Origin of the sequence: Tropicimonas sp. (assembly GCF_047971885.1) — a bacterium.
Taxonomy (GTDB): domain Bacteria; phylum Pseudomonadota; class Alphaproteobacteria; order Rhodobacterales; family Rhodobacteraceae; genus Tropicimonas.
The window spans coordinates 1-23,589 of sequence record NZ_JBKEAE010000161.1 but is presented as its reverse complement, the minus strand read 5'-3'; the positions used below and the strand labels follow the sequence as shown (position 1 = coordinate 23,589).

23 protein-coding genes are annotated in these 23,589 nt (G+C 66.5%); 14 read left to right on the top strand and 9 right to left on the bottom strand.

Translation table 11 applies throughout. The features are described from left to right. Positions 1-175: 175 nt before the first annotated feature. From ACK5IR_RS13645 to ACK5IR_RS13625, 5 genes are all read left to right on the top strand, one after another. On the top strand, positions 176-400 hold the full coding sequence (locus ACK5IR_RS13645; protein WP_416929720.1) for a DUF2892 domain-containing protein: 225 nt from the start codon (positions 176-178) through the stop codon (positions 398-400). A 195-nt stretch (positions 401-595) separates the two neighbouring features. After that, positions 596-994 carry a TIGR01244 family sulfur transferase gene (locus ACK5IR_RS13640; RefSeq protein WP_416929719.1) on the top strand — a complete coding sequence of 133 codons (399 nt, stop codon included), beginning with the start codon at positions 596-598 and terminating at the stop codon, positions 992-994. A 62-nt stretch (positions 995-1,056) separates the two neighbouring features. Next, positions 1,057-2,166, top strand: a complete 1,110-nt coding sequence (locus tag ACK5IR_RS13635; RefSeq protein ID WP_416929718.1) for a hypothetical protein — start codon at positions 1,057-1,059, stop codon at positions 2,164-2,166. A 67-nt stretch (positions 2,167-2,233) separates the two neighbouring features. Then, complete coding sequence (gene deoC, locus ACK5IR_RS13630; RefSeq protein WP_416929717.1) at positions 2,234-3,238, top strand: deoxyribose-phosphate aldolase; 1,005 nt, start codon at positions 2,234-2,236, stop codon at positions 3,236-3,238. Between the two features lie 16 nt (positions 3,239-3,254). Then, complete coding sequence (locus ACK5IR_RS13625) at positions 3,255-5,579, top strand: aldehyde dehydrogenase family protein (protein WP_416929716.1); 2,325 nt, start codon at positions 3,255-3,257, stop codon at positions 5,577-5,579. A 126-nt stretch (positions 5,580-5,705) separates the two neighbouring features. On the opposite strand, the gene ACK5IR_RS13620 is transcribed toward ACK5IR_RS13625, so the two are convergent. Next, positions 5,706-6,986 carry a urate hydroxylase PuuD gene (locus ACK5IR_RS13620; RefSeq protein WP_416929715.1) on the bottom strand — a complete coding sequence of 427 codons (1,281 nt, stop codon included), beginning with the start codon at positions 6,984-6,986 and terminating at the stop codon, positions 5,706-5,708. 149 nt (positions 6,987-7,135) lie between these two features. On the opposite strand from ACK5IR_RS13620, the gene alc reads away from it, so the two are divergent. Then, on the top strand, positions 7,136-8,146 hold the full coding sequence (gene alc / locus ACK5IR_RS13615; protein WP_416929714.1) for an allantoicase: 1,011 nt from the start codon (positions 7,136-7,138) through the stop codon (positions 8,144-8,146). 9 nt (positions 8,147-8,155) lie between these two features. Here alc and ACK5IR_RS13610 read toward each other — a convergent pair whose 3' ends face one another. The 4 genes from ACK5IR_RS13610 to ACK5IR_RS13595 all read right to left on the bottom strand — a co-directional run bounded on the left by ACK5IR_RS13610 (position 8,156) and on the right by ACK5IR_RS13595 (position 12,275). Further along, entirely contained in the window at positions 8,156-8,713 is a 558-nt protein-coding gene (locus tag ACK5IR_RS13610; protein ID WP_416929713.1) for a PqiC family protein, read from the bottom strand. Between the two features lie 119 nt (positions 8,714-8,832). Next, positions 8,833-10,929: an intermembrane transport protein PqiB gene (locus ACK5IR_RS13605; protein ID WP_416929712.1), complete on the bottom strand. Its 2,097-nt coding sequence runs from the start codon at positions 10,927-10,929 to the stop codon at positions 8,833-8,835. 7 nt (positions 10,930-10,936) lie between these two features. Continuing rightward, a complete protein-coding gene (locus tag ACK5IR_RS13600) occupies positions 10,937-11,605 on the bottom strand; it encodes a paraquat-inducible protein A (RefSeq protein WP_416929737.1) in 669 nt (222 codons plus the stop codon). 22 nt (positions 11,606-11,627) lie between these two features. Next, positions 11,628-12,275 (bottom strand): paraquat-inducible protein A, encoded by a 648-nt coding sequence (locus ACK5IR_RS13595; RefSeq protein ID WP_416929711.1) that lies wholly within the window; start codon positions 12,273-12,275, stop codon positions 11,628-11,630. Between the two features lie 112 nt (positions 12,276-12,387). Here ACK5IR_RS13595 and ACK5IR_RS13590 point away from each other — a divergent pair, with 112 nt between their 5' ends. Further along, positions 12,388-13,122, top strand: coding sequence for a BglII/BstYI family type II restriction endonuclease (locus tag ACK5IR_RS13590; protein WP_416929710.1), 735 nt, complete (start codon positions 12,388-12,390; stop codon positions 13,120-13,122). Here ACK5IR_RS13590 and ACK5IR_RS13585 read toward each other — a convergent pair whose 3' ends face one another. Next, positions 13,123-13,791 (bottom strand): MT-A70 family methyltransferase, encoded by a 669-nt coding sequence (locus ACK5IR_RS13585; RefSeq protein WP_416929709.1) that lies wholly within the window; start codon positions 13,789-13,791, stop codon positions 13,123-13,125. Between the two features lie 298 nt (positions 13,792-14,089). On the opposite strand from ACK5IR_RS13585, the gene ACK5IR_RS13580 reads away from it, so the two are divergent. From ACK5IR_RS13580 to ACK5IR_RS13560, 5 genes are read left to right on the top strand one after another with little or no spacing between them, the layout of a single operon-like run. Further along, positions 14,090-15,343: an imelysin family protein gene (locus ACK5IR_RS13580; RefSeq protein ID WP_416929708.1), complete on the top strand. Its 1,254-nt coding sequence runs from the start codon at positions 14,090-14,092 to the stop codon at positions 15,341-15,343. A gap of 52 nt (positions 15,344-15,395) precedes the next feature. Continuing rightward, entirely contained in the window at positions 15,396-15,695 is a 300-nt protein-coding gene (locus ACK5IR_RS13575) for a (2Fe-2S)-binding protein (protein ID WP_416929707.1), read from the top strand. After that, entirely contained in the window at positions 15,638-16,123 is a 486-nt protein-coding gene (bfr, locus tag ACK5IR_RS13570) for a bacterioferritin (RefSeq protein ID WP_416929706.1), read from the top strand. Before ACK5IR_RS13575 ends, bfr begins: the two co-directional genes overlap by 58 nt. Before the next feature lie 34 nt (positions 16,124-16,157). Then, the gene (locus ACK5IR_RS13565; RefSeq protein WP_416929736.1) at positions 16,158-17,660 is read left to right on the top strand and encodes a di-heme oxidoredictase family protein; all 1,503 of its coding nucleotides are present in this window, start codon (positions 16,158-16,160) and stop codon (positions 17,658-17,660) included. An 11-nt stretch (positions 17,661-17,671) separates the two neighbouring features. Beyond that, a complete protein-coding gene (locus ACK5IR_RS13560) occupies positions 17,672-18,733 on the top strand; it encodes a DUF1513 domain-containing protein (protein ID WP_416929705.1) in 1,062 nt (353 codons plus the stop codon). 45 nt (positions 18,734-18,778) lie between these two features. Here ACK5IR_RS13560 and ACK5IR_RS13555 read toward each other — a convergent pair whose 3' ends face one another. After that, a complete protein-coding gene (locus ACK5IR_RS13555; protein ID WP_416929704.1) occupies positions 18,779-20,167 on the bottom strand; it encodes a phosphomannomutase in 1,389 nt (462 codons plus the stop codon). Positions 20,168-20,319: 152 nt separating this feature from the next. Between ACK5IR_RS13555 and ACK5IR_RS13550 the strand changes: the two genes are divergently transcribed. Further along, positions 20,320-21,351 carry an imelysin family protein gene (locus ACK5IR_RS13550; RefSeq protein ID WP_416929703.1) on the top strand — a complete coding sequence of 344 codons (1,032 nt, stop codon included), beginning with the start codon at positions 20,320-20,322 and terminating at the stop codon, positions 21,349-21,351. Between the two features lie 68 nt (positions 21,352-21,419). Next, positions 21,420-22,808 (top strand): 30S ribosomal protein S12 methylthiotransferase RimO, encoded by a 1,389-nt coding sequence (gene rimO / locus ACK5IR_RS13545; RefSeq protein ID WP_416929702.1) that lies wholly within the window; start codon positions 21,420-21,422, stop codon positions 22,806-22,808. Positions 22,809-22,993: 185 nt separating this feature from the next. Here the strand turns inward: rimO and ACK5IR_RS13540 are convergent, their stop codons facing one another. Next, entirely contained in the window at positions 22,994-23,272 is a 279-nt protein-coding gene (locus ACK5IR_RS13540; protein WP_416929701.1) for a hypothetical protein, read from the bottom strand. Further along, the gene (locus ACK5IR_RS13535) at positions 23,269-23,469 is read right to left on the bottom strand and encodes a hypothetical protein (RefSeq protein WP_416929700.1); all 201 of its coding nucleotides are present in this window, start codon (positions 23,467-23,469) and stop codon (positions 23,269-23,271) included. Before ACK5IR_RS13535 ends, ACK5IR_RS13540 begins: the two co-directional genes overlap by 4 nt. Between the last annotated feature and the right edge of the window lie 120 nt (positions 23,470-23,589).

Below are 23,589 nucleotides of genomic sequence, written 5' to 3'. Positions count from 1 at the left end.
GGAAAGGGGCCGGTGCGATACATCCGGTCGCGTTCCGCGAGGTCAAAATATTCGGCAGATTGAATTTGTGTGCCGGATTCGCTACCTCACACCCGCAACGTATCCGGGGCGTGCCGCCGGCATGATCGCGGCAGGGTTGTGTTCACACATTGGGGCAGCACCGGAGGCGCCCCACATGGAAAGGAACGGACAGATGAAGAAGAACATGGGCACCCTGGATCGCGTCATCCGTGCGATTGTCGGGCTGGTGCTGATCTACCTGGCATTCACCGCCGGGTGGGGAACGCTCGGGACCGCCGTCGCGGCAATCGTCGGGATCGTGCTGCTGGTGACCGCGGCCATGTCCAACTGCCCTGCCTACAGCATTCTCGGCGTAAAGACCTGCGATAGCGGCAAATAACCCGGAATTACCTGCAACACAACAACACCGCCGGCAGACCCCTGTCTACGGCCGTCGGGTTGCGACTTCCCGCCGGCCTGCACGTTTTGCGGTTAACTCTTGCCGCTCACTCGATTAACGCTGTTACCGAACCACCCGACCCCGCGCCTTCGCGGCCGGGCACCGGCGAATGCAACGCGATCAGTGAGCCCGCCCATGGAAATACACCGTCTGACCGATGCGATCTCGGTCGCCGCGCAGATCTCGGCCGGCGACGTACCGGCCATTCGCGACGCCGGCTTTCGCGCGCTTCTGTGCAACCGGCCGGATCGCGAAAGCCCCGGCCAGCCGGATTTTTCCGAAATCGAAAGTGCCGCACGGGCGGCCGGGCTTGAAATACGCTACCAGCCGGTCGTTTCCGGCAGGATGAACCTCTCCGACGTTCAGGCGTTCGCGCAGGCCGTCGGGGAACTGCCCGGGCCGGTTCTCGCCTATTGCCGCTCGGGAACGCGCTGCACGCGGCTGTGGGCGCTGTCGCAACATGGCCGGATGCCGGCGGCCGAAATCGTCGCTACCGCCCGAATGGCGGGCTACGATGTCGGCGACCTTGTGTGATACGGGGTGTGATACGGGCAACGCGGGCTTTGCATAGCGGCGCGTTCGACCTATGAGGCCGCATGTCGTTGCCCGATTTCTCCATCGCCGAAATGGCCTCGCTTTCCGTCGCCGGCAGCGGGCTTTGCCGTGATGCCATCATCCCGCCCGGCAAACGCGGCGAGGGGTTCGATGCCGCCTATGACCGCACGACCCTGTGGTACGATGCGGTCCGGCGCGACGGTGCGCTGCTGCTGGTTTGCCCCAAGCTGCTCAATCTCGCGCCGCTGCTGTCGGAAGACGCGCTCAGGCTCGACGGTACCCCCGCCCGCATCTGCCGCGTCCGCCGCTGGCGCCGCCACGACATCATTGAAATCGCCGCCAGCACACCGGCTGCCACGGTTTCGACCTCACTGGGCGCATGGCGGGGCGAAAGCGGCACCAGCCCCGATCAGTCAGCGCTCTTCGCCGGGCTGAACGCCTCGCTGCATATCTCGCGCAACAACCGGCCGGAATGGGTTGCCGACTGGGCGCGGTTCCATATCGGCGAGCACGGTCTTCAGGCCATGCTGGTGATGGACAACGCCTCTGACGCCTATCCGCCCGAGGCGATCCTCGACGCGCTTGCGCCCACCGGGCTGAAACGCGCCGTCGTCCTGAAGGTGCCGCAAACCTACGGGCCGGTGCGAACGAAAAATGGTGGTGGCGGGGCGAAATTCCTGCAACCGGCGATGCTGAATCTGGCGCGGCTCAGGTTCCTCCGCCGCGCGCGCGCCGTGCTGAACGCCGACATCGACGAACTGGTCTGGAGCCGGGGCGGCTCGGTCTTTGACGCGGCAGTGAAAAGCCGGCTGGGATTCGTCACCTTCTCCGGCCGCTGGCGCATGCCGCCGGCCGGTCTTGCGCCCCCGTTCCGCCATGCCGATCACACCCATCTGCGTAGAAACGGCACTGCCTGCCCGACGAAATACTGCCTGCGCCCCGATGGATGGCGCGCCGGTATCGGCTGGGACGTGCACAAGCCCGAAATCCGCTTGCCGATCGGTCTGCTGAAGCGCGGCGATTTCGGCTACTGGCACTGCCGGGGCATCACCACCAACTGGAAAAGCTATAACAGGCTGAGCCCCGGCGGCGCCGGGCCGGAAGACCCGTTCACGGCGGCAAAGCTGGCCGAACGGCTGCCGCGCGGCTAAGCCACGCCCCTTGCCCCGCCCCGCGCCGCGTGCCACCGTGATATCCATTCCGAGGGAGGATCGGGTCATGCCGACCGACACCGCAAGCCAGAGCGTCAGCCGGGGCGAAACCCTGCCACAGGCGACGGCGGAGCCGCGCAACCCGGGCCTGCCGCTCGACATGGACCGGGTGATGCGCGCGCAGGCCAACACATCTGCCATCGAGCGCCGCTGCGCCAGCCTGCCCGGGCGCCGTTCGGTGAAAAAGGACTTTCAGGCCGCGTGGCTGGTCAGGGCGGTCTCGCTGATCGACCTGACCACGCTGTCGGGCGACGACACGCCCGGTCGCGTGCGCCGGCTCTGCGCCAAGGCCCGCCAGCCGGTGCGCGAGGATATCCTCGCCGCGCTCGGGATCACGCATCTGACCACCGGCGCCGTCTGCGTCTATCACGAGATGGTGCCGACCGCCGTCGGCGCGCTGCGCGGCACGGGCATTCCGGTCGCCGCCGTTTCCACCGGCTTTCCCGCCGGCCTTTCGCCCTTTGCGCTGCGTCTGGCCGAGATCGGCGAATCGGTCAGGGCGGGCGCGGCCGAGATCGACATCGTGATTTCGCGCCGCCATGTGCTGACCGGCAACTGGGAAGCGCTCTACGACGAGATGCGCCAGTTCCGCGCTGCCTGCGGCGATGCTCATGTCAAGGCGATCCTCGCCACCGGCGAGCTTGGCTCGCTGCGCAATGTCGCCCGCGCCAGCCTCGTCTGCATGATGGGCGGCGCCGATTTCATCAAGACCTCGACCGGCAAGGAAAGCGTCAACGCCACCCTGCCCGTCAGCCTGGTGATGATGCGGGCGATCCGCGACTATCACGCGGCCACCGGCATCCGCATCGGCTACAAGCCGGCGGGCGGCATATCCAGGGCGAGGGACGCGCTGACCTACCTCATGTTGCTCAAGGAGGAGCTGGGCAACCGCTGGCTGCGGCCCGACCTGTTCCGCTTCGGCGCCTCGTCGCTTCTGGGCGATATCGAACGGCAGCTCGAACACCATGTCACCGGCGCCTATTCCGCCGCCTGGCGGCATCCGCTGGCCTGATCCGGAAGGAATTGCCATGACGATTCAGGAGATCCTTGCGACCATGGATTACGGACCCGCCCCCGAAAGCACGGCCGAGGCCGCAGCCTGGCTCGAAAGCCACAACCGCGCCTTCGGACATTTCATCGCCGGCACCTACACGCTGCCGGGAGAGGGGTTCGAAAGCCGCAATCCCGCCACCGGCGCGCTGCTGGCCAATGTCACCCAAGCCACCCGCGGCGATGTCGAGGCCGCCGTTGCCGCCGCACGGGCCGCGCAACCCGGCTGGGCGGCGCTTGGCGGACACGGGCGGGCGCGCCTGCTCTATGCGATCGCCCGGCTGCTGCAGAAACATGCGCGCCTGTTCGCGGTGCTCGAAACGCTCGACAATGGCAAGCCGATCCGCGAGAGCCGCGATATCGACCTCCCGCTCGCCCAGCGGCATTTCTATTACCATGCGGGCATGGCGCAGCTTGTGGAAACGGAACTGCCCGGGCGCAGGCCGCTTGGGGTCTGCGGCCAGATCATTCCGTGGAATTTCCCGCTGCTGATGCTTGCGTGGAAGATCGCGCCGGCCCTCGCCACCGGCAATACCGTGGTCCTGAAACCGGCCGAGTACACCCCGCTGACCGCGCTTCTGTTCGGTCGGATTTGTGCCGAGGCCGGGCTGCCTGCCGGCGTCGTCAATATCGTGACCGGCGACGGAACGGTGGGCGAGATGATCGTGCATGCGGGTGTCGACAAGATCGCCTTCACCGGCTCCACCGCCGTCGGGCGCAGGATACGCCAGGCAACCGCCGGAACGGGCAAGTCGCTGACGCTCGAACTGGGCGGCAAATCGCCCTTCATCGTCTTCGACGACGCCGATCTCGATTCGGCCATCGAGGGGCTGGTCGACGCGATCTGGTTCAATCAGGGGCAGGTCTGTTGCGCCGGCTCCCGTCTTCTGGTGCAGGAGGGCGTTGCCGGGGTCTTTCATGCGAAGCTGCGCGCACGGATGGATCGCCTGCGCATCGGCGATCCGCTCGACAAGTCCACCGATATCGGCAGTCTCGTCGATCCGGTTCAGCATGAGGCGGTGTCCCGGATGGTGGCCGAGGGCGCCGCCGCGGGCGACATGTATCAGCCCGCCGGAACGCTGCCCGGCGGCTGCTTCTTCCCGCCGACCCTGATCACGGGGCTTTCGCCGGCCGACCGCCTGATGCAGGAGGAGATCTTCGGCCCCGTACTGGTGGCAACAACCTTCCGCACCCCGGCCGAGGCGGTGGAACTGGCCAACAACACCCGTTACGGGCTGGCGGCCTCGGTCTGGTCCGAGAACGTGAACCTCGCGCTCGGGCTGGCGCCGAAACTGGCCGCCGGGGTGGTCTGGATCAATGGCACCAACATGTTCGACGCCGCCGCCGGTTTCGGCGGCACCCGCGAAAGCGGCTTCGGGCGCGAAGGCGGCTGGGAGGGGCTGCTGGCCTATACCGCGCCGGCCGATATCGCGCCACGCGCGAACAGGGTCGCCCCCGTGCCGGCCCCGACCACACCGTCAGCCAACGGATCGCTCGACCGCACGGCGAAGATGTTCATCGGCGGCAGGCAGACACGCCCTGACGGCGGCTATTCGCGCGCTATCTGGTCGGCCGGCGGCATATTGCTCGGCCATGTGGGCGAAGGCAGCCGCAAGGATCTGCGCAACGCGGCCGAAGCCGCTGCGAAGGCCTGTGGCTGGGCGGGGGCGAGCGGGCATCTGCGGGCGCAGATCCTCTATTACATCGCCGAGAACCTTTCGGCACGCGGTGCCGAATTCGCCGCGCGGATCGACGCGATGACCGGCGGCAACGATGGCCAAGCTGAGGTCGAACGCGCCATCGACAGCCTTTTCACCTGGGCCGCCTGGGCCGACAAGTTCGACGGCGCGGTCAAGGATGTGCCGATCCGGGGGCTCGCACTGGCGGTGCGCGAACCGCTGGGCGTAATCGGCGCCATCTGCCCGCCCGCCACGCCGCTTCTGGGCCTGATCGCGGCCATGGCGCCCGCGATCGCCATGGGAAATCGCGTGGTGCTGGTACCGTCCGAGCCCTTCCCGCTGGCCGCAACCGATTTCTATCAGGTGCTCGAAACCTCCGATGTGCCCGCGGGGGTGGTCAATATCGTGACCGGCACCCAGGCCGTGCTCGCCACGGAACTCGCGGCGCATCTCGATATCGCCGCCGTGTGGAACCTGTCGACACCCGACCTCGACGCCGGCATCGAAACCGCCGCGGCCGGCAACCTGAAGCGCACATGGTGTGCCGGACCGGGGGCGAATGATCGCGAGGCACTGGAACAGGCCACCGAGATCAAGACGATCTGGGTTCCCTACGGCGAATAACGGTGCCCTGGAACCACCGCGGCGCGCGCAGCGCGCCGGGCCCAACGGGAGGAGGCGCATCTTCGATGTGCCGACGACGGGCGGGAGCCTCCGGCCGCAGGTATCGCGGGTCCGGCCGGTCCGGGCCTACCCGTCCCGTGCGTTGCGGTACCATTCCACCAGCACCGCACGATCGCCGGCATCCATGAAATTCGCGCTGCCCGGCGGCATGGCATGGGTGACGCCCGCCTGCAGAGAGATCTGTTCCGCATGGCGCGCCACGTCGCTTGCGGTAACCAGTTTCACATCGCGGGGCGGCCAGCCGAGCCCCGGCCACGCGGGCCGGGGCGCATGGCACATCGAACAGTTGTTTATCACCACCTCGACCGCCGCATCGAAACCCTCGGCTTCGGCAAACCGCTGCCGCGAAGGGGCAAGCGCGCCCTCCTCCCAGCCCTCGTCCTCGCCATAAAGCGGCGCCATCGAAAGCCAGACGATCGCCGCGAACAACAGCGCCGTTGCACCCCAGGTCCACAATGGCCCCTTCCTGGGGTGGGTACTGGCGTGAAAGCTATTGAAATAATGCCTGATCGTCACCCCCATCAGGAAAACGAGCGAGGCGATCACCCAGTTCCACCGGCTGGCGAAGGCCAGCGGATAGTGATTCGACAGCATCAGGAACAGGACCGGCAGAGTCAGGTAATTGTTGTGGGTCGAGCGCTGTTTCGCGATCCGGCCGTATTTCGCATCGGGCACCCTGCCCGCCTTCAGATCTCCGACGACGATCTTCTGGTTGGGAATGATGACGAGAAAGACATTCGCCGTCATCACGGTGGCGGTGATCGCACCCAGATGCAGCAGCGCCGCGCGGCCGGAAAAGACCTGCGAATAACCCCATGCCATCGCAACCAGCATGACATAAAGCAGGATCATCAGCCGGGTGTTGTCGTTGCCGAAGGCCGATTTGCAGATGCGATCATAGGCAAGCCAGCCCAGCCCGAGCGAACCGAGCGAGATCGCGATGGCAACCCGTGCCGGCATGGTAAGCACGCCGGGATCGACCAGAAACAGATCGGCGCCGAGGTAATAGACCAGCACCAGCACGGCAAACCCCGAAAGCCAGGTGGTGTAGCTTTCCCATTTGAACCAGGTCAGGTGCTCCGGCAGCCGTTCCGGTGCGACCAGGTATTTCCGGATGTGGTAAAAGCCGCCGCCGTGAACCTGCCATTCCTCGCCTCCCGCGCCCGGCGGCAGATCGGGCGTTTTCCTCAGGCCGAGGTCGAGCGCGATGAAATAGAACGAGGACCCGATCCACGCGATGGCGGCGGTCACGTGCAGCCAGCGCACAGCGAATTCGGCCCAGGACCAGAGGATCGTCACGTCGGGCAAGGTTTTTCTCCGAAATGGTGTCGCCCGAGATTTTCCCATCGGCGGCAAGAGATCAAACCGAAACTGCCCCTCGTGGCATCGCTTGCATCTGGGGGCGGCTCTCGTCTACGAATTGGGCGACACACGGGTGCCAATTGCAGCTTCCAGCTGACCGGCGCACCGGCCAGCCAGCAACAACCGAGCCGCAGATGCCCACCATCGAATCCCTCAACCCCGACACCCCGCTCTTTTCACACGCCGGAATCAACCTCGCCTCGGCCGGGCTCGGTGCCGTCGCCGTTTCGGCCACCGACGAGTTCTTTGCCCCGCTCGAACGGATGCTGCAGGATGCCGATCCGGTCTTCATCGAGGGAAGGTTCGACGACAACGGCAAGTGGATGGACGGCTGGGAAACCCGGCGCCGGCGCGACGGCGGGCATGATTTCGCCGTGATCCGGCTTGCCGCTCCCGGCCGCATCCTCGGCTTCGACGTCGACACGCGGCATTTCACCGGCAATTTTGCACCCGCCGTGCGAATCGAAGCCACGCCGGACCGCACGCTTTCCGGCCAGACCCGATGGACGGAAATCCTTCCGCACAAGGCGCTCGGCCCGGATGCACACCATTTCTTCCGCAGCGACAGCGCTGAAAGCTGGACCCATCTGCGCATGCACATCTATCCCGACGGCGGGGTGGCGCGGCTCAGGGTCTTCGGCATTCCCGAGATGGATCCGGTATCCGGCGGGCAGGAGATCGACCTTGCCGCGGCGCTGAACGGCGGGCGAATCCTCGCCTTTTCCGATGCGCATTACGGCGACTATAACCGCCTGCTCGCCCCCGGCCGCGGGCGCGACATGGGCGACGGCTGGGAGACGCGCCGCCGGCGTGAGCCCGGCCATGACTGGATGGTGATCGCGCTCGGTACACGCGGCACCGTCACCCGGGTCGAGGTCGACACGGCCCATTTCAAGGGCAACTACCCCGACCGCTGCGCGCTCCAGGCCGCCGACATGCAGGCTTTCGGCGACGGACTGACCAGCGCGCTGGTGACGGATTCGATGTTCTGGAAAACCCTGCTGCCGGAAACCGCACTCGGCCCCGACGCGATTCACGATTTTCGCACCGGACTGACCGGGATGGGCCCGGTGACCCACGTACGCTTCAACATCCATCCCGACGGCGGGGTCAGCCGGCTGCGGATCTTCGGCACCCCCGGCTAGAGCCCGCTGTCAGAGGCCTTGGGCAGCTATCGTCCGGGCCAGATCGCGCACGGCGGCGGCGCGGGCGGCGGCGATGCCCGGCTTGCCCGAATCCGGGGCGATCGGTGCGCTGACGCTGAAACTGCCCGCGCCATCGCGGCCGGCGGAAACGCGGGCGACAAAATACTGCCCCGACAGACGGAAACGCCCGTCGGCGCCGGCAACCATCTCATCCACCCGCACGAAAAGCCGTGTCTGCGGCAGATCCTCGAAGGGCCACGGTTCTGCTGCGATACGCGCGCCGGTAAGTCCAGCAAGATTGCGCACCAGTTCCTGGGTCACGCCGCGCGCCGGTTCGTCGGCCCACAGGACGCTGGAATCGGCCTTGAGCGCGCCGTCCTCGCCTTCGATCCAGATTTCCTCGGTCCGCGCATAGCTTGGCAGTTCGACCTCGCGCACCTCGATCTGCGAAACCGAGATACCGATTCTCTCGCCGGCGGCGACGGGTGGCGTGGCATAGCGAACCGGCGCACCGCTGCAACCGGCCAGGACGAGGGTCGAGACGAGGGCGGAGAACAGCAGGCGCATGGGGGCTCCGGATTCCAGAAATACAGCGGCACAATACCGACAGGCGCACCATGGGCAAGGGCGCAGCCATGCGGGGGGACGAAGTGTTGCAGCCGGGGCGGCGCGCCCCGGCCGGAATCCTACCTGCCGGTAATCAGCGCATTCGGCTTGCGCTCCAGCATCCGCGCCAGCGAACGCACCGCCTCGGCCGCCCTGGTGACCTCGCGCATCGTCGCCTGCGTCTCGCGGTTCAGCGCCCCGGCATCCGACAGGGTGGACAGCGCCTGTTCGGCCTCGCTCAGCACCGCCTCGGTCCGGTTGACCAGACCCGGCAGGTCGGCCGAGGCCGTCGCCAGCGCATCGGCCGCATCGCGGGTCGAGGCCAGCGTGGCGTTGACATTCTCGACCGTGCCGCCCGCCCTGAGCTCCGACAGCGTCGCCCCCAGTTCGTCGAGCGCCTGCGACAGGCTCGCCGGCAGCGCCCTTGTCGAATCGGAATCGATCAGCGCATCGGCCGAGGCGACCAGCGAGGTCACCCGGCCCATCAAGGTCTCAAGGTCCATCGCCTCGGCCTTGGCGGCAATCGCGCGCAGATCGTCGATCAGTTCGGGCACGCCTTCCACGGCGAGGCTGACATCGTCGGCAGCCTGGCTGGCCTCGTCCACCGCCTCGACCAGCGCCGCGATCGCGTCGCGTTCACGCAGATCGGCAAGCACCATCTGCATTTCGGTAACGATGGTCGAAAGCTGCTCGGGCAACGCCTGCACCTGCTCGCTGGCGACCACGCCGCGAACATCGTCGATCAGGCCGCTGACATCCGACGGAATGCGCTGGATATCGTCGCTGGCCACCAGACGGGAGGCATTGTCCATGAAGTCGATGGCCGATTTCAGCAGTTCCTCGACCGGCAGGTCGTTCACGCGTTTCAAAAGCCCCTCCGCCGTGGCGCTCATCGGCGGAAGGTCGGCCGGAACGCTCGGCAGGATCGGGAACGGTTTGGCATCGCGCTGGAAGACCGCCGGCGGCGCATCACGGAACTCGACGATCTCGATCTTCAGGCCGCCCGTCAGTATCGAGCCGCGGGCGAGCCGCGCGCGCGTTCCTTCGGCGACCGCCTTCTCGAAGAAATCCATGATCGCGTTCTCGTCGGTCGTGTCGGTATCGTCGCCAAGCTGCAGATCGTCGAGCCGGATCGACAGAACGACGATCAGTCGCACCCGGTCGTCGCCGAACATGTCGGGATCGACCTTGCCGGAAATGGCCGCCACCTCGCCGATCTCGAGCCCGCGCAGGGTGACCGGCGCGCCAACCGCCAGACCGGTCACGTTCTCTTCGAACACCACCGAAAGCTCGACCCGCATGCCCTGGGATTCGCCCTCGAACAGGCTGGTGCGGGCCGCGTCCTGATTGTCGTAGACGGTGAACGTGTCGCCGTTCTCCACCGGCGCCCCGCCCGAAACCACGGTCTCGAAGCTGACACCGCCGGTGATCAGCGAAGCGAGCGAGGCGAAATCGACCGATGCCCCCCCCGCGCCGAGCGAGAACGAAACGCCCGAGGTGTTCCAGAATCGCGACTGGGTGCTCATCAACGCGTCATGCGGGGCGTAGATGAAGGCCGGCGCCTCGACGGTGATACCATCGGGGCCGAGTCGCGGTGCGCCGATGCGCCCGACCTCAAGCCCCTTGAACAGGATCGGCGTTCCCTCGTTCAGGCCCTTGCCGGTAGGGCTGCGCAGCACGATCGCGCGCCCGTCCTGATCTAGCGTTGCGATCGGCGCGGTCTCGAGCCCGGTATGGTGGCGGGCCAGTTCACCGGGCACTCCGTCCCAGCTTCCCTCGATATAGACGCCGCTCAGAACGGTATCGAGCCCGGTGACCCCGCGGGTCGACACCTCGGGCCGGACAACCCAGAAACTGGCGTCGGTATCGACGAAGCTCTCGATATCCTTGTCGACGCGCACATGGACGACAACGTTGCTCAGATCCTCGGAAAAGGTTACCTGCTCGACCGTTCCGACGGTAACTTCGCGATACCTGAGCTGGGTCTGCCCGGCCGAGATGCCCGACGCGTTGTGAAAGGTGATCTCGATCAGCGCACCACGCTGCTGATAACTGTGCCAGGCAATGCCCAGTGCGATCAGCAGCGCCCCCAGCGGGACCAGCCAGACGACCGATACACGGTCCTTCAGGCTGCGCCGGGCCGGCTCGATCGGGGTTTCGGGGATATCGTCTGTCACGGGTAATCTACCTTGTCGCAAGCGAAGAGATGGGTTCGGGCGCAACGGGTGCGCCGGCCGGAGTTTCGGGTGCCTCGGCGCTTTCGAGGCTGTCCCAGATCATGCGGCTGTCGAAGCTGCGGGCCGACAGCATGGTAAAGATCACCGACAGGGCGAAATTCAGCGCCGCCGGCCCGGGCTGAATCGACACCACAACCGAAAGCTGCACCAGCGCCGACAGCACCGCGACGACAAAAACGTCGATCATCGACCAGCGGCCGATGAATTCGACGAATTCATACAGCTGCGTCCGCCGCAGGGCGCTTCCGCGCAACCGGCGCTGCACCGCGACCGCCAGATAGGCCACGGCCACGAACTTGCTGATCGGAATGGCGACCGAGGCGATCAGGATCACCAGGGCAACGGCATAGTCGCCGTGCTCCATCAACTCGATCGCGCCGCCGACGATCGTGTTGCCCATCGTCTTCATCAGATAGGTCGTCTGCAGCATGGGGAAGATGTTGGCGGGAATGTAGCACATCAGCCCGACCGCCCACCACGCCCAGACCCGGCTGAGGCTTCTGGCATCGCGCGAGACCAGCGGCGCGCCGCAGCGGCCACATTCGGCGGTGCCCGCCGGCCAGACCCGCGTGCATCTGGTGCAGGCGACAAGCCCGGCGCTGCGCGCGGTCGTCATGTGCGTGTCGATCCGTCCGCTCTCAGACACCCTCGGCCTCCGCGGCGTCGAGTTCGGCCCAGATCGACCAGCGGCACAGCAATCCGTCCTGAAAGACCGTCACCACCACCAGCAGCGCGAACATCCAGAATGCGGCCCCCAGTTCGACATGGACCATGGCCACGATCTTGACCAGCGCGACCCCCACGCCCAGCACGAAGATCTCGGCCATCGACCACGGGCGCATCGCCTCGGACCAGCGGAACGCCCTGCGCGCGCCTGGCAGCGGGCGGCGCCCGAACATCAGCGGCGCAAGCACGTAGATCAACAGCATTGCCCGAGCCAGCGGGATGAAGACGATGAAGGAAAGTGTCACCAGCGACAGGATCACCATGTGCGACCTGGAAAACGAAAGCGCCGCCTCGGCGATCGAGGCCGAATGCGAAAGCCCCGCCGCGTCGACCCGCAGGAAGGGCATGAACAACGATGAAAATAGCAGGATCAGGATGGTGAGCGCCAACGCCACGATCCGAAAGATTGCCCCCCGGATCGGTGCAATCAGCACGGTATGGCACCGCTCGCAAACCGCCCGCTCGCCGGTCGCGGGGGTCGCGGCGACATAAAGCGCATCGCAGACGGGGCATGCGATCAGCCCGTCGAGGCCGCTTTCGGAGATCGTTCTGCTATCCAAGGACGTATTCGATATCCCGTTTCGAGTCAGGGGCGCACAGTATCACCCGGGCCGCCCGGCGCAATGGCGGGCGCACTCTTGCGGCCGCCGGCGCGCAGGCTATCGTACCGGCATGTTCAAACGGCTCGCCCAGAAGGGATTCGATCTGGCCGTCCGCAACCATGCGGACGCAATCCTGTCCGTCGATTTCCCGGAAATATCCGCCGAGATCGAACAGGCGTTGCTGGATCTGGCGATCCTCTCCGAGGAACTGATCGGCTCGGGCGGCGGCGAAGCGCCCTCGACCCAGCGCCTGCGCCGCAGGCTGACCGGGGCGGGCTGGCCCAAGCACAATTTCGATTTCAGGCTCATCGTCGACGGGCGGGAGACGGTCTCGAACAGTCACGAGATCGACCATGTGCGCCGCGCCGCGAAAGGGAACATCGCGCTCGAAATCGAGTGGAACAACAAGGATCCCTTCTTCGACCGCGATCTGGAGAATTTCCAGCGCCTGCACGCCCAGTCGGCGATTTCGGTCGGCATCCTCGTCACGCGGGGCGCGAGCCTTCAGGACGACATGCCCGGCATTGTCCGGCGCTGTATCGAGAAGCACGGCTTCACCGACGAGGCCGGGATGGTCACGGCTCTGGGGATGAAAGACCGCACGAGACGACAGCACGATGCCGTCCGCAAGCTGCTCGACCGCGGGATACCGTTTTCCGAGGCGTTCTCGCGCCAGTTCGTCAACGACAAGTTCGGTGCCGCGACAACACACTGGAACAAGCTCAGGGACCGGATCGACCGGGGTGTCGGCAACCCCTGTCCGCTCCTGCTTGTCGGCATCCCCGCCTCGACGGTCGTCGAATGATCATTCGGCGGCGGTTGCGCCGGTGACGCCGGAATTGTGCTTGTAGGTTTTCCACGACGGTTTGTAATCGCCGCTGGCCTGGTTTCCCCAGACCGTCCACCCGTCGCGGACACCGCGACCGAACAATTCGAGATACGGCCCCCAGGAACAGGATTCGATGATGGCGTATTGTTCGTCCGGCTTGCGGCTGTGTTCGCGTTTCCGGGTTTTCAGAACGTCGCCGTCGGGTGTGTCCGCCTCGATATAGTTCACCTGCGACCGCCCCGGCGGCAGGGTGCGGATGTCGTTGCCCCGCGTGCCGAAAAGCAGCAGTTCGGTCACGTTGCGGAAGTAGAAGCCGACGCCGCGCCCGTCGGGCCCGCCATCCTTGCGGATCTTCTCCCAGACGATATTCGACTTGTAGTCGAAGCCCCACGCCGCGAGAACCCGCAGCCCCTCGGGCAGCAGCGCATTCGGCACCCACAGGTAGCAATGCGCGCGATCCTCCATGTTCCGGGCAACGGGAAGCGCGCAGATCTCCTCGAGCGACATCGTGGGGTATCTGGCAAGGCGCTTGTGCTCCGGCGCGACCTTGCCGGTGCGATTCTGAAAACGCCAGGGCGGATCGGCCATGACGGTCGAGAACTTGTCGCAGCCAAGGAATTGGCTCAGGTCATCCGCTGCCGTCATGAATCGCTCCGTTTGTAGGTAAGCCTACTTCTATGACAAGATTTGGTATCCGGCAAACCATCATATCCCGCTGCTTCCTAACAAACCGCAGGTGCCGGATTCCGGCGGCAACCGGCTGCCGGGCGAATCCGGGCTGTCATCGGGAAGACGCGCCCGAAGCCGGAGCGAGGGGCCACCACCATGCGCCGCGCAGCCGGTGAAGATTCCGACTGTTTTTATCGCGAATGCTTGTCTGAGTGTTTCAATATGGTATGACTGCGCAAACCGCTGAATCAGAAAATCGCAACAGGAAGACCAGATGATCCTTCGTACCACCGCCCTTGCCGCACTTCTTTCGGGGTCCGCGCTGTGCGCACAGGCCGCCGCCCCCGCCGATGTCGTCGCCATCTATGCCGATATCGCACTGGCCGGATACGAGGACAGTCTAGTCAGGGCGAAGGAACTGAAATCCGCGCTCGATGCCCTTGCCGCCGCACCGACCGAGAAGACCCTCGAGGAGGCCCGCGCCGCGTGGATCGAGGCCCGCGTGCCCTATCAGCAGACCGAGGTGTTCCGCTTCGGCAACCCGGTCGTCGACGACTGGGAGGGCAAGGTGAACGCCTGGCCGCTCGACGAGGGGCTGATCGACTATGTCGAGGGCGATACCGGTCTCAACGACGAAAACCCCTTCTCCGGCGTCAACGTGATCGCCAACCCGTCGCTCGAGGTTTCGGGCACCACGCTCGACGCGACCGAGATCACCCCGGCGCTGTTGCAGGAAATGCACGAGATCGACGGGATCGAGGCCAACGTCACCACCGGCTACCATGCCATCGAATTCCTGCTCTGGGGACAGGACCTGAACGGCACCGAAGCCGGTGCCGGCACCCGCCCGGCAACCGATTTCGATACAGCGAACTGCACGGGTGGCAATTGCGACCGGCGTGTCGCCTACCTGCTGGCCGCCGCCGACCTGCTGATCGCCGATCTGGAAGATGCCGTCGCTCTCTGGTCCGAAGGCGGCGAGGGGCGCGGCGCGGTAACAGCCGATCCGGTGCAGGGTCTCGTCATGGCCTTCACCGGCATGGGGTCGCTTTCCTACGGCGAACAGGCCGGCGAGCGGATGCAGCTTGGCCTGCTGCTGCACGATCCCGAGGAAGAGCACGACTGCTTCTCCGACAACACCCATGCCAGCCATTTCTATGACGGGCTGGGTATCCGGAACGTCTATACCGGCAGCTATCGCCGCATCGACGGCTCCGAAATCGTCGGCCCCTCGCTTTACGAAGTGGTCCGGGAAAAGGACCCGGCGCTGGCCGACGCGCTGCTGGCCGATCTCGACACCACGATGGAAAAGATGACCGAGATCGTCGATCAGGCCGAATCGGGCACCGCCTACGACCAGCTCATCGGTGCCGGCAACGACGAAGGCAACGCCATCGTCCAGGCGGCCATCGACGCGCTGATCGCCCAGACCCGCAACATCGAGCGCGCGGTGGCGGTGGTCGGGCTGGAGCCGATCGCGATCGAAGGCTCCGACAGCCTCGACAATCCCGAAGCCGTTTTCGAATGAACCGAATGCCGGGGGCGGGTTCCGCTCCCGGCCCAGCCCAGCGGGAAAGCTCATGATCGTCTGTCAGTGCCAGCGCATTACCGACCGCGACATAAACGCCGCCATCGACTGGATGCGCGCCGCCGATGCCGATACGATCATCACGCCGGGCAAGATCTATCGTGCCCTGGGCAAGAAACCGGATTGCGGCGGCTGCATGCCGCTCTTCTTGTCGACCATGCAACACAATGACAACATGGAAGTCCCAGCCAACCTCCGCACTCTGCGAGTCGGAAAAGCAAAGGAAAACGAACCATGCAAGGTGATGCAAAGGTCATCGGATATCTCAACGACGCGCTTCGGAGCGAACTGACCGCCGTCAGCCAGTACTGGCTGCACTACCGGTTGCAGGACGATTGGGGGCTCGGCCGCATGGCGGCGAAAAGCCGCGAGGAAAGCATCGAGGAGATGCACCACGCCGACAAGCTGATCCAGCGCATCCTGTTTCTCGAAGGCCATCCCAACCTGCAGAAGCTCGATCCGCTCAAGATCGGCGAGGGCCCGAAGGAGACGCTGGAATGCGACCTTGCCGCCGAGCGCGAGGCGCAGGCGCTCTACAAGGAGGCGCGCGCCTATTGCCAGTCCATCGGCGATTTCGTGTCGATGGAACTGTTCCAGGAACTGCTGACCGATGAAGAGGGGCACATCGACTTCCTCGAAACCCAGATCGACCTCTACCTGCGCCTTGGCGCGGAGCGTTATGCGCAGCTCAACGCCTCGCCGATGGATGCCGGCGAGTAGAGTCGCCATCGCCATCGCGGCCGTTACCGCCGCGATGGCCAACGCGCCCCTTGCCGCGGCGCAGGGCTGGCCGGCCGGCGGCTGGGGCGAACCCCACCTGAACATCGTTGCCCGAACGCCGGAAGAATCCGCCCGGATCGCCGGAGTTACCGCGCCGCCGGCCGGTTTCACCGCGCCCGAGCCATTCGAAAGCCGCCCTGCCGGGGCCGCCACGCATTTCGTCAGCCCGACCGGGGCGCCGTTTTCCCTGCCTTCGGCCAACATGGCGGCCGGGCGCAAACTGGATTTCCACGTCGGCAACGGGTTCTTCCGCAAGCTCTGGGCCGCCGCCCCGTCCTCGACCACCGCAAGCGACGGGCTCGGGCCGCTCTACAACGCGCGCGCCTGCGACTCTTGCCACATCGGCGACGGGCGCGGCCATGCGCCGGCCGGCCCCGCCGATACCGGGGTCTCGCTGGTCCTGAAGCTGTCGGTTCCCGACGCCCTCAGCGCGCTGACCGCGCATGCGCTCACCCGGCTCGGCGCGGCGCCCGAGCCCATCTACGGCACGCAATTGCAGGACAGATCGGTCGCCGGCGTTCCGGCCGAGGGCCGTGTTGCCACCCGCTGGACAGAGGTGCCGGTGGAACTGGGCGACGCTACGGCCGTGACCCTGCGCGCCCCGTCCTTCAGCATCGCCGATGCCGCCTATGGCCCGCTTCACCCCCAGGCCCGGGTCGCCGCCCGGATCGCGCCGCCGATGATCGGCCTCGGCCTGCTGGAGGCCATTCCCGAGGCGGATATCCTCGCCCGCGCCGATCCGGGCGACGCGGATGGCGACGGGATCTCGGGGCGGCCGAACCGGGTCTGGTCGCTGGAATACCGGCAATGGATGCTGGGCCGCTTCGGCTGGAAAGCCGGGCAGCCCACGGTGGCGCAGCAATCCTCGGACGCGTTTTTCAACGATATCGGCATATCCACCCCGCTTCATGCGGCATCCTGGGGCAATTGCACCGCCTCCCAGACCGCCTGCCGCGCCGCACCGCACGGGACAACCGGCAATGGCGAAGGGCTGGAAATTCCGGCTGCCGGTTTCGATCTGGTGGCCTATTACGCCCGAAACCTGGCGGTGCCGGCCCGGCGTGACGTGGACACCGCCGATACGCTGCACGGCAAGCGGATCTTCCACGACATCGGCTGTGCCGCGTGCCATGTGCCCAAATTCGTCACCCACCGGCTGAGCGACCGGCCCGAGCAATCGTTCCAGCTCGTCTGGCCCTACTCGGACCTGCTGCTGCACGACATGGGCGACGGTCTGGCCGACGAACGGGCGGAATTCGCCGCATCGGGGCGCGAATGGCGTACCCCGCCGCTCTGGGGGATCGGGCTGGCGCAGCGGGTTTCGCCCGAGGCCGGCTTCCTGCACGACGGACGCGCCCGCACGCTTCTGGAGGCCGTCCTGTGGCACGGCGGCGAGGCGGAACCCGCGCGCGAGGCAGCGCGGAACCTGCCGCAAGAGGATCGCGCCGCCCTGATCGCTTTCCTGAACTCGCTCTGAAAGGCCCGCAAATGCACCGCCGCCATTTTCTTTCCGCCACCACCGCCGCGATCGTCGCCGCGCCGGCATGGTCGGCCATGGCGGCGCCGCAATACGTGACGGCGGCGGCAAAACCCGACGCCTCGACATGGCTGGTCGGGCTGGATGCCGACGGCAGCGTGCGCTTCGCCCACCCCATTCCCGGACGCGGCCATGCGGCGGCGCTGCACCCCCATCGCGCCGAAGCCGTCGCCATGGCCCGCCGCCCCGGCACCTTCGCCCTCGTGCTCGACTGCACAACCGGCGCCGAGATGGTACGGCTGCACTCTCCCGAGGGACGGCACTTTTATGGCCACGGGGCCTTCACCGCCGACGGGCGGTATCTCTACACGACCGAGAACGCCTATGACGTTCCCGACGGACGGCTTGGGGTGTGGGATGCCGAAAACGGCTACCGCCGGGTAGACGACCTGCCCTCGGGCGGGATCGGCCCGCACGAGATGATCCGGCTGGCTGGCGGCGGCTTCGCCGTTGCCAACGGCGGCATCCGGACCCATCCGGATTTCGAGCGGCGGATGCTCAACCTGCCATCCATGCGGCCGAACCTGAGCTATCTGACCGAAACCGGAGAGATCACCGAAGCGGTCGAGCCGCCCGGCGCCCTGCACCAGAACTCGATCCGCCATATCACCGCAAGCGGCGATACCGTGGCCATCGCCCTGCAATGGCAGGGCAACCCGCTGTCGCCGGTTCCGCTGGCGGCGCTTCACCGCCGGGGCGAAGATCTGATCTTCCTCGATCATCCCGATACCGCGCGGCTGAAACAATACGCCGGTTCGGTCGCGCATTCGACGGGCGGGCGCGAGATCGTGGTGACCGGGCCCAGGGGCGATGCCGCGCTCTTTTTCGATGCGCGAAGCGGCGCGGCGTTGCCGGCGCATGCCCTGCCGGTGGCCGCAGGCGCCGCACCCGCACCCGGGGGCGTGGCGATCACCGTGACCGGCGGCCTCAGGATAGGCGACAGCCGGGGCACCCGGTTCGTGCCTGTGGCCGGCGACTGGTCGTGGGACAATCATCTGGTGCCCATCGGCTGACCCGGGCCGGGCGCTGCCGGGGACTCCAACGATGGAGCCCCGCGATCACCGCACGAAGGCGCGGATGATCCGGGATATCTCAGCCGTCTTCTCGTCCAGCAGGTCGCGATTTCCCCGTGTCTCGACATTCAGGCGCAGCACCGGTTCGGTGGCCGAACTGCGCAGATTGAACCTCCAGTCGGCAAAGGAAATGCCCAGCCCGTCCATGCGATCGATCTCGCCATCCCCAAAGGTACGCTCGACCGCCTGCTGCGCCGCCGCCGCATCCGCGACGCGGAAGTTGATCTCGCCCGAGGACGGATGGGCACCGCGCCTGTCGCCGATCAGCGCCGAAAGCGGCTGGCCGGTCCTGGACATGTGCTCGATCACCAGCAGCCACGGGATCATGCCGCTGTCGCAATACATGAAATCGCGGAAGTAGTGATGTGCCGACATCTCGCCGCCATAGGCCGCATCGACCTGCCGCATCGTTTCCTTGACGTGGACATGGCCGGTCAGCGAGGCCACCGCCTCTCCCCCCGCTGCGGCCACCAGTTCCTGCGTGTTCCACATCACCCGCGTGTCGTGCACGATCCGCGCGCCCGGCGTCCTGGCAAGAAACGCCGTCGCCAGAAGACCCACCAGATATTCGCCGTCGATGAAGCTCCCGGTCTCGTCGAAAAAGAAGCACCGGTCGAAATCGCCATCCCAGGCGATGCCCAGGTCGGCGCCGCAGGCGAGCAGCGCGCGGGTGGTGGCGGGGCGGTTCTCGGGCAGCAGAGGGTTGGGGATGCCGTTGGGAAAGGCAGCGTCGGGCCGGTGGTTGAGCCGCTCGAAACGGATCGGTGCGCCACGTTCGGCAAGCGCACGCGCGATGGCGTCGAAGGTCGGACCGGCGGCGCCGTTTCCCGCATTCGCCAGAACCGTCATCGCGCCCATGGCGCCCGGATCGACAAAGGACAGCAGCCGCTCCACATAGGCCGGGCGCGGGTCGGCTCGTTGCAGGCTGCCGCGCGGGCCGGGCGCCGCGTCGATCCCCTGGACCACCCGGTCGCGTATCTGGCGGAATGCGCCCTCAGCCGGGATCGGGCGGGCGCCGGGACCGACCAGCTTGAGCCCGTTGTAGTCGACCGGGTTATGCGACGCCGTCACCATCAGCCCGCCGCCCGCAGCGTAATGATCGGTGGCGAAATAGACCTCCTCGGTGCCGCAGAGCCCGATGTCGAGCACATCGACCCCGCTTTCCAGCAGCCCGTCGGCGAGCGCCGCCGCAAACGCTTCCGAGGTCGCGCGGATATCGCGGCCCAGCACCACCCGGCCGGGCTGCATCACGTCGGCAAAGGCCCGGCCGATGGCGCGATAGGTCGCCTCATCCAGCTCGGTCCCGATCCGTCCCCGCACATCGTAGCTCTTGAAGCATTCCAGCGTCACCTTCATCACTCCCGATCGTCGCATTGCCTGCGCTTATGCACCGCCGCGCCGGCAGGGCCAAGTCCGCGTGAATGGGGCTTGTATCCCGGCGTGCCGGGTTTCATGCTGCGCCTGCCAGCCCGCTGCTCCGGCCCCGCCAGCACCCGCCCCCGCGCCCCCGATCTCCGAAAGCCCACATGATCCCCCGTCCATTGCTGCCTCTCGCCCTTTCCTGCGCCCTCGCTACCGGGGCCACAGCGCAATCGTCCGTCAGCACCGATCACGACGCCATACGCACGCGCGCGCTGACCGTGCTCGAAACACAATTCGGCGCGTTCCGCGATGCAGCGGCAACGCTGGAAGACACAGCGCGCGGATATTGCGCCGGCACGGGCGGGCAGAGCGCCCTCGAAACCGCCTTCCGCGACGCGTGGCACGCCTGGGCACCGCTCGACAGCTACCAGTTCGGGCCGGTCGAACAGCTCGGCGCAGCATTGTCGGTGAATTTCTGGCCGGACAAGAAGAACATCGTCGGCCGCGCGCTTGATGCCCTGTCGCAGCAGCCGGCCGAGGCACAGGCCGATCCCGCCACCATCGCGGCCGGCTCGGCCGCCGCTCAGGGGCTTCCCGCGCTGGAGCGGCTGCTTCATACCGATGCCACGCCCTGCCCGGCCATCATCGGCATCTCCGCCCATCTGGATGGCATGGCCGGCGATCTGTACGCGGCATGGTTCGCACCCGACGGCTGGGCGGCGCTGATGCGGGCCGCCGGGCCGGACAATCCGATCTACCTGAGCGAAGAAGAGGTCACCCGAACCCTGTTCACCGCCGCCGATTTTGCTCTGACGCGGGTGGCCGATTACCGGCTGGGCCGGCCGCTCGGTACCTACGAACGCAGCTACCCGCGCCGCGCCGAGGCCTGGCGGTCGGGGCTGTCGGCGGAAATCGCGGCGGCACAATTGCGCGGCATCACCGAGCTTTTCGACACGGCCTTCGGCCCCGCGCTGAAGCCCGATCTGCGCACCCGGTTCGACATGACCGCCGCACGGGCCGAAGCGCGGCTCGAAACGCTCGACCAGCCGCTTGCCGAGGAGGTCAGCACACCGTCGAGCCGCATCCGCGTCGAGGCCGCGCAGACGCTGGTGCGCGAGCTTCAGCAACTTCTCAACGGCGAGATCGGCCCGGAACTTGGTGTCGAAACCGGCTTCAGCGCGGCGGATGGCGACTGAGCGGCCGGTTGATCGCGCGGGCGATACGGGGCTTTCCAAGCGGGGCGATCCCGAATAATGAGCCGCCCATGTCGCAGAACCCGCCCGATCTCCGCCCCGATCTCGCCCGTGCGCGGGTAAGCGAATCCGTTCGTCCCGGCCAGCCGACCATTGGCATGGTCTCGCTCGGCTGCCCCAAGGCGCTGGTCGACAGCGAACGTATCCTGACCCGGCTGCGGGCCGAAGGCTACGGCATATCGACCGATTACGCCGGGGCGGATGCGGTGATCGTCAATACCTGCGGCTTTCTCGATTCGGCCAAGGCCGAAAGCCTTGAGGCCATCGGCGAGGCACTGGCCGAAAACGGCAGGGTGCTGGTGACGGGATGCCTCGGCGCCGACCCCGAGTTCATTACCGGCGTACATCCCCGAGTACTGGCAGTGACCGGCCCACACCAGTACGAGCAGGTGCTCGACGCTGTGCATGCCGCCGTTCCGCCCGATCCGGACCCGTTCATCGACCTGATGCCGGCCAGCGGGGTGAAGCTCACGCCGCGACACTATTCCTATCTGAAGATTTCCGAAGGCTGCAACCACAGGTGCAGGTTCTGCATCATCCCCGACATGCGGGGAAAACTGGTCAGCCGGCCGGCTCATGCCATCCTGCGCGAGGCCGAGAAGCTGGTCGAAAGCGGGGTGCGGGAGTTGCTGATCATCAGCCAGGACACCTCGGCCTATGGCGTCGATCGCAGGCACGACAGCCACCCGTGGAAGGGCGCCGAGGTGCGCAGCCACATCACCGATCTGGCGCGCGAACTCGGCGGGCTGGGTGCCTGGGTGCGGCTGCACTACGTCTATCCCTATCCGCATGTGCGCGAGTTGATCCCGCTGATGGCCGAGGGGCGGGTGCTGCCCTATCTCGACATCCCGTTCCAGCATGCCCATCCCGATACGCTCAAACGCATGGCCCGACCGGCGGCAGCGGCCCGGACACTCGACGAGATAGCTGCCTGGCGCGCCCTCTGCCCCGACCTGACGCTGCGCTCGACCTTCATCGTCGGCTTCCCCGGCGAGACCGAGGACGAGTTCCGGACCCTGCTCGACTGGATGGACGAGGCGCAGCTCGACCGCGTGGGCTGTTTCAAATACGAGAACGTCGCCGGCGCGCGCTCTGGCAACCTTCCCGGTCACCTCCCCGAAGAGGTCAAACACGAGCGCTGGGAGCGTTTCATGGAAAAGGCGCAGGGCATTTCGCAGGCCCGGCTTGCCGCAAAGGTTGGCCGGCGGATGAAGGTCATCGTCGATCTGGTCGAAAACGACGCCGCCACCTGCCGCACCATGGCCGATGCACCGGAAATCGACGGCAACCTCTTTATCGACGAAGGCCATGCGGCGCTCGAAACCGGCCAGATCGTCACCGTCGAGGTGGACGAGGCGAGCGATTACGACCTGTGGGGCCGGCTGGTCGACCAACCGTAGCCGTCACTTTACCCACACCTGTTTCAACCCGGGGGCCTGAGGCGTGACGCATGATCGCCGCCGCAAGACTGCATTGAGCCCATAGCGACCAACGGTAGCCGGGCCTGACATCGCAAAGCAGCCAATGTCGGAAAAGTCCCGCACTGTCGACTATCGTGAGTGGTCGGTCCTCGTGGCCGCTCGCATCAGCGATGCGGCACGAGAAACAGGGTGTGGCGCGCCGCGCTGCCTACGGCCTCGGCCTTCCGTTCGCTCACCAGGGTTCCGGTTCCCTCGTATCCTCTTGGGCAGGCGACCAGATCGGCCTCGGTGCTCATGAATGCTGTCGTCGCTTCGGTGGGCGAGACCCAGCGGCACTCGTCCTCCGCATCGCGGTAGGGGCCGAGCATGGCCAGTTCGCCAATGCCCTCGGAAGCGCAGGCCGCAAGGAGGGCGAGGCCGGTCAGGACAATTACCGCTTTCATCGCGTCGGCACCGTATAGAGAATGTGGCCGCCGATCCGGTCAACCTCGATTGCGCCCGTCTCGGTCACGAAAACGCCGGCACCCTCGTAGTCGGACGGGCAGGCAACGAGATCGGAGGCATCGCCGAGAAACTGGTTGGTATATGCGTTCTCTCCCACACGCCGGCACTGATCGGCCGGGTCACGGTTGCCGCCCATCAGCTGCAGGCTCGCCACCATGTCCGGGGTCGGCTGTCAGGCCATCGGAAGGGCGGGAAGAGCTAGCAGAAAGACATGCCGCATGGCGGTCTCCCATTTGAATGCCCAATGCTAGCACGT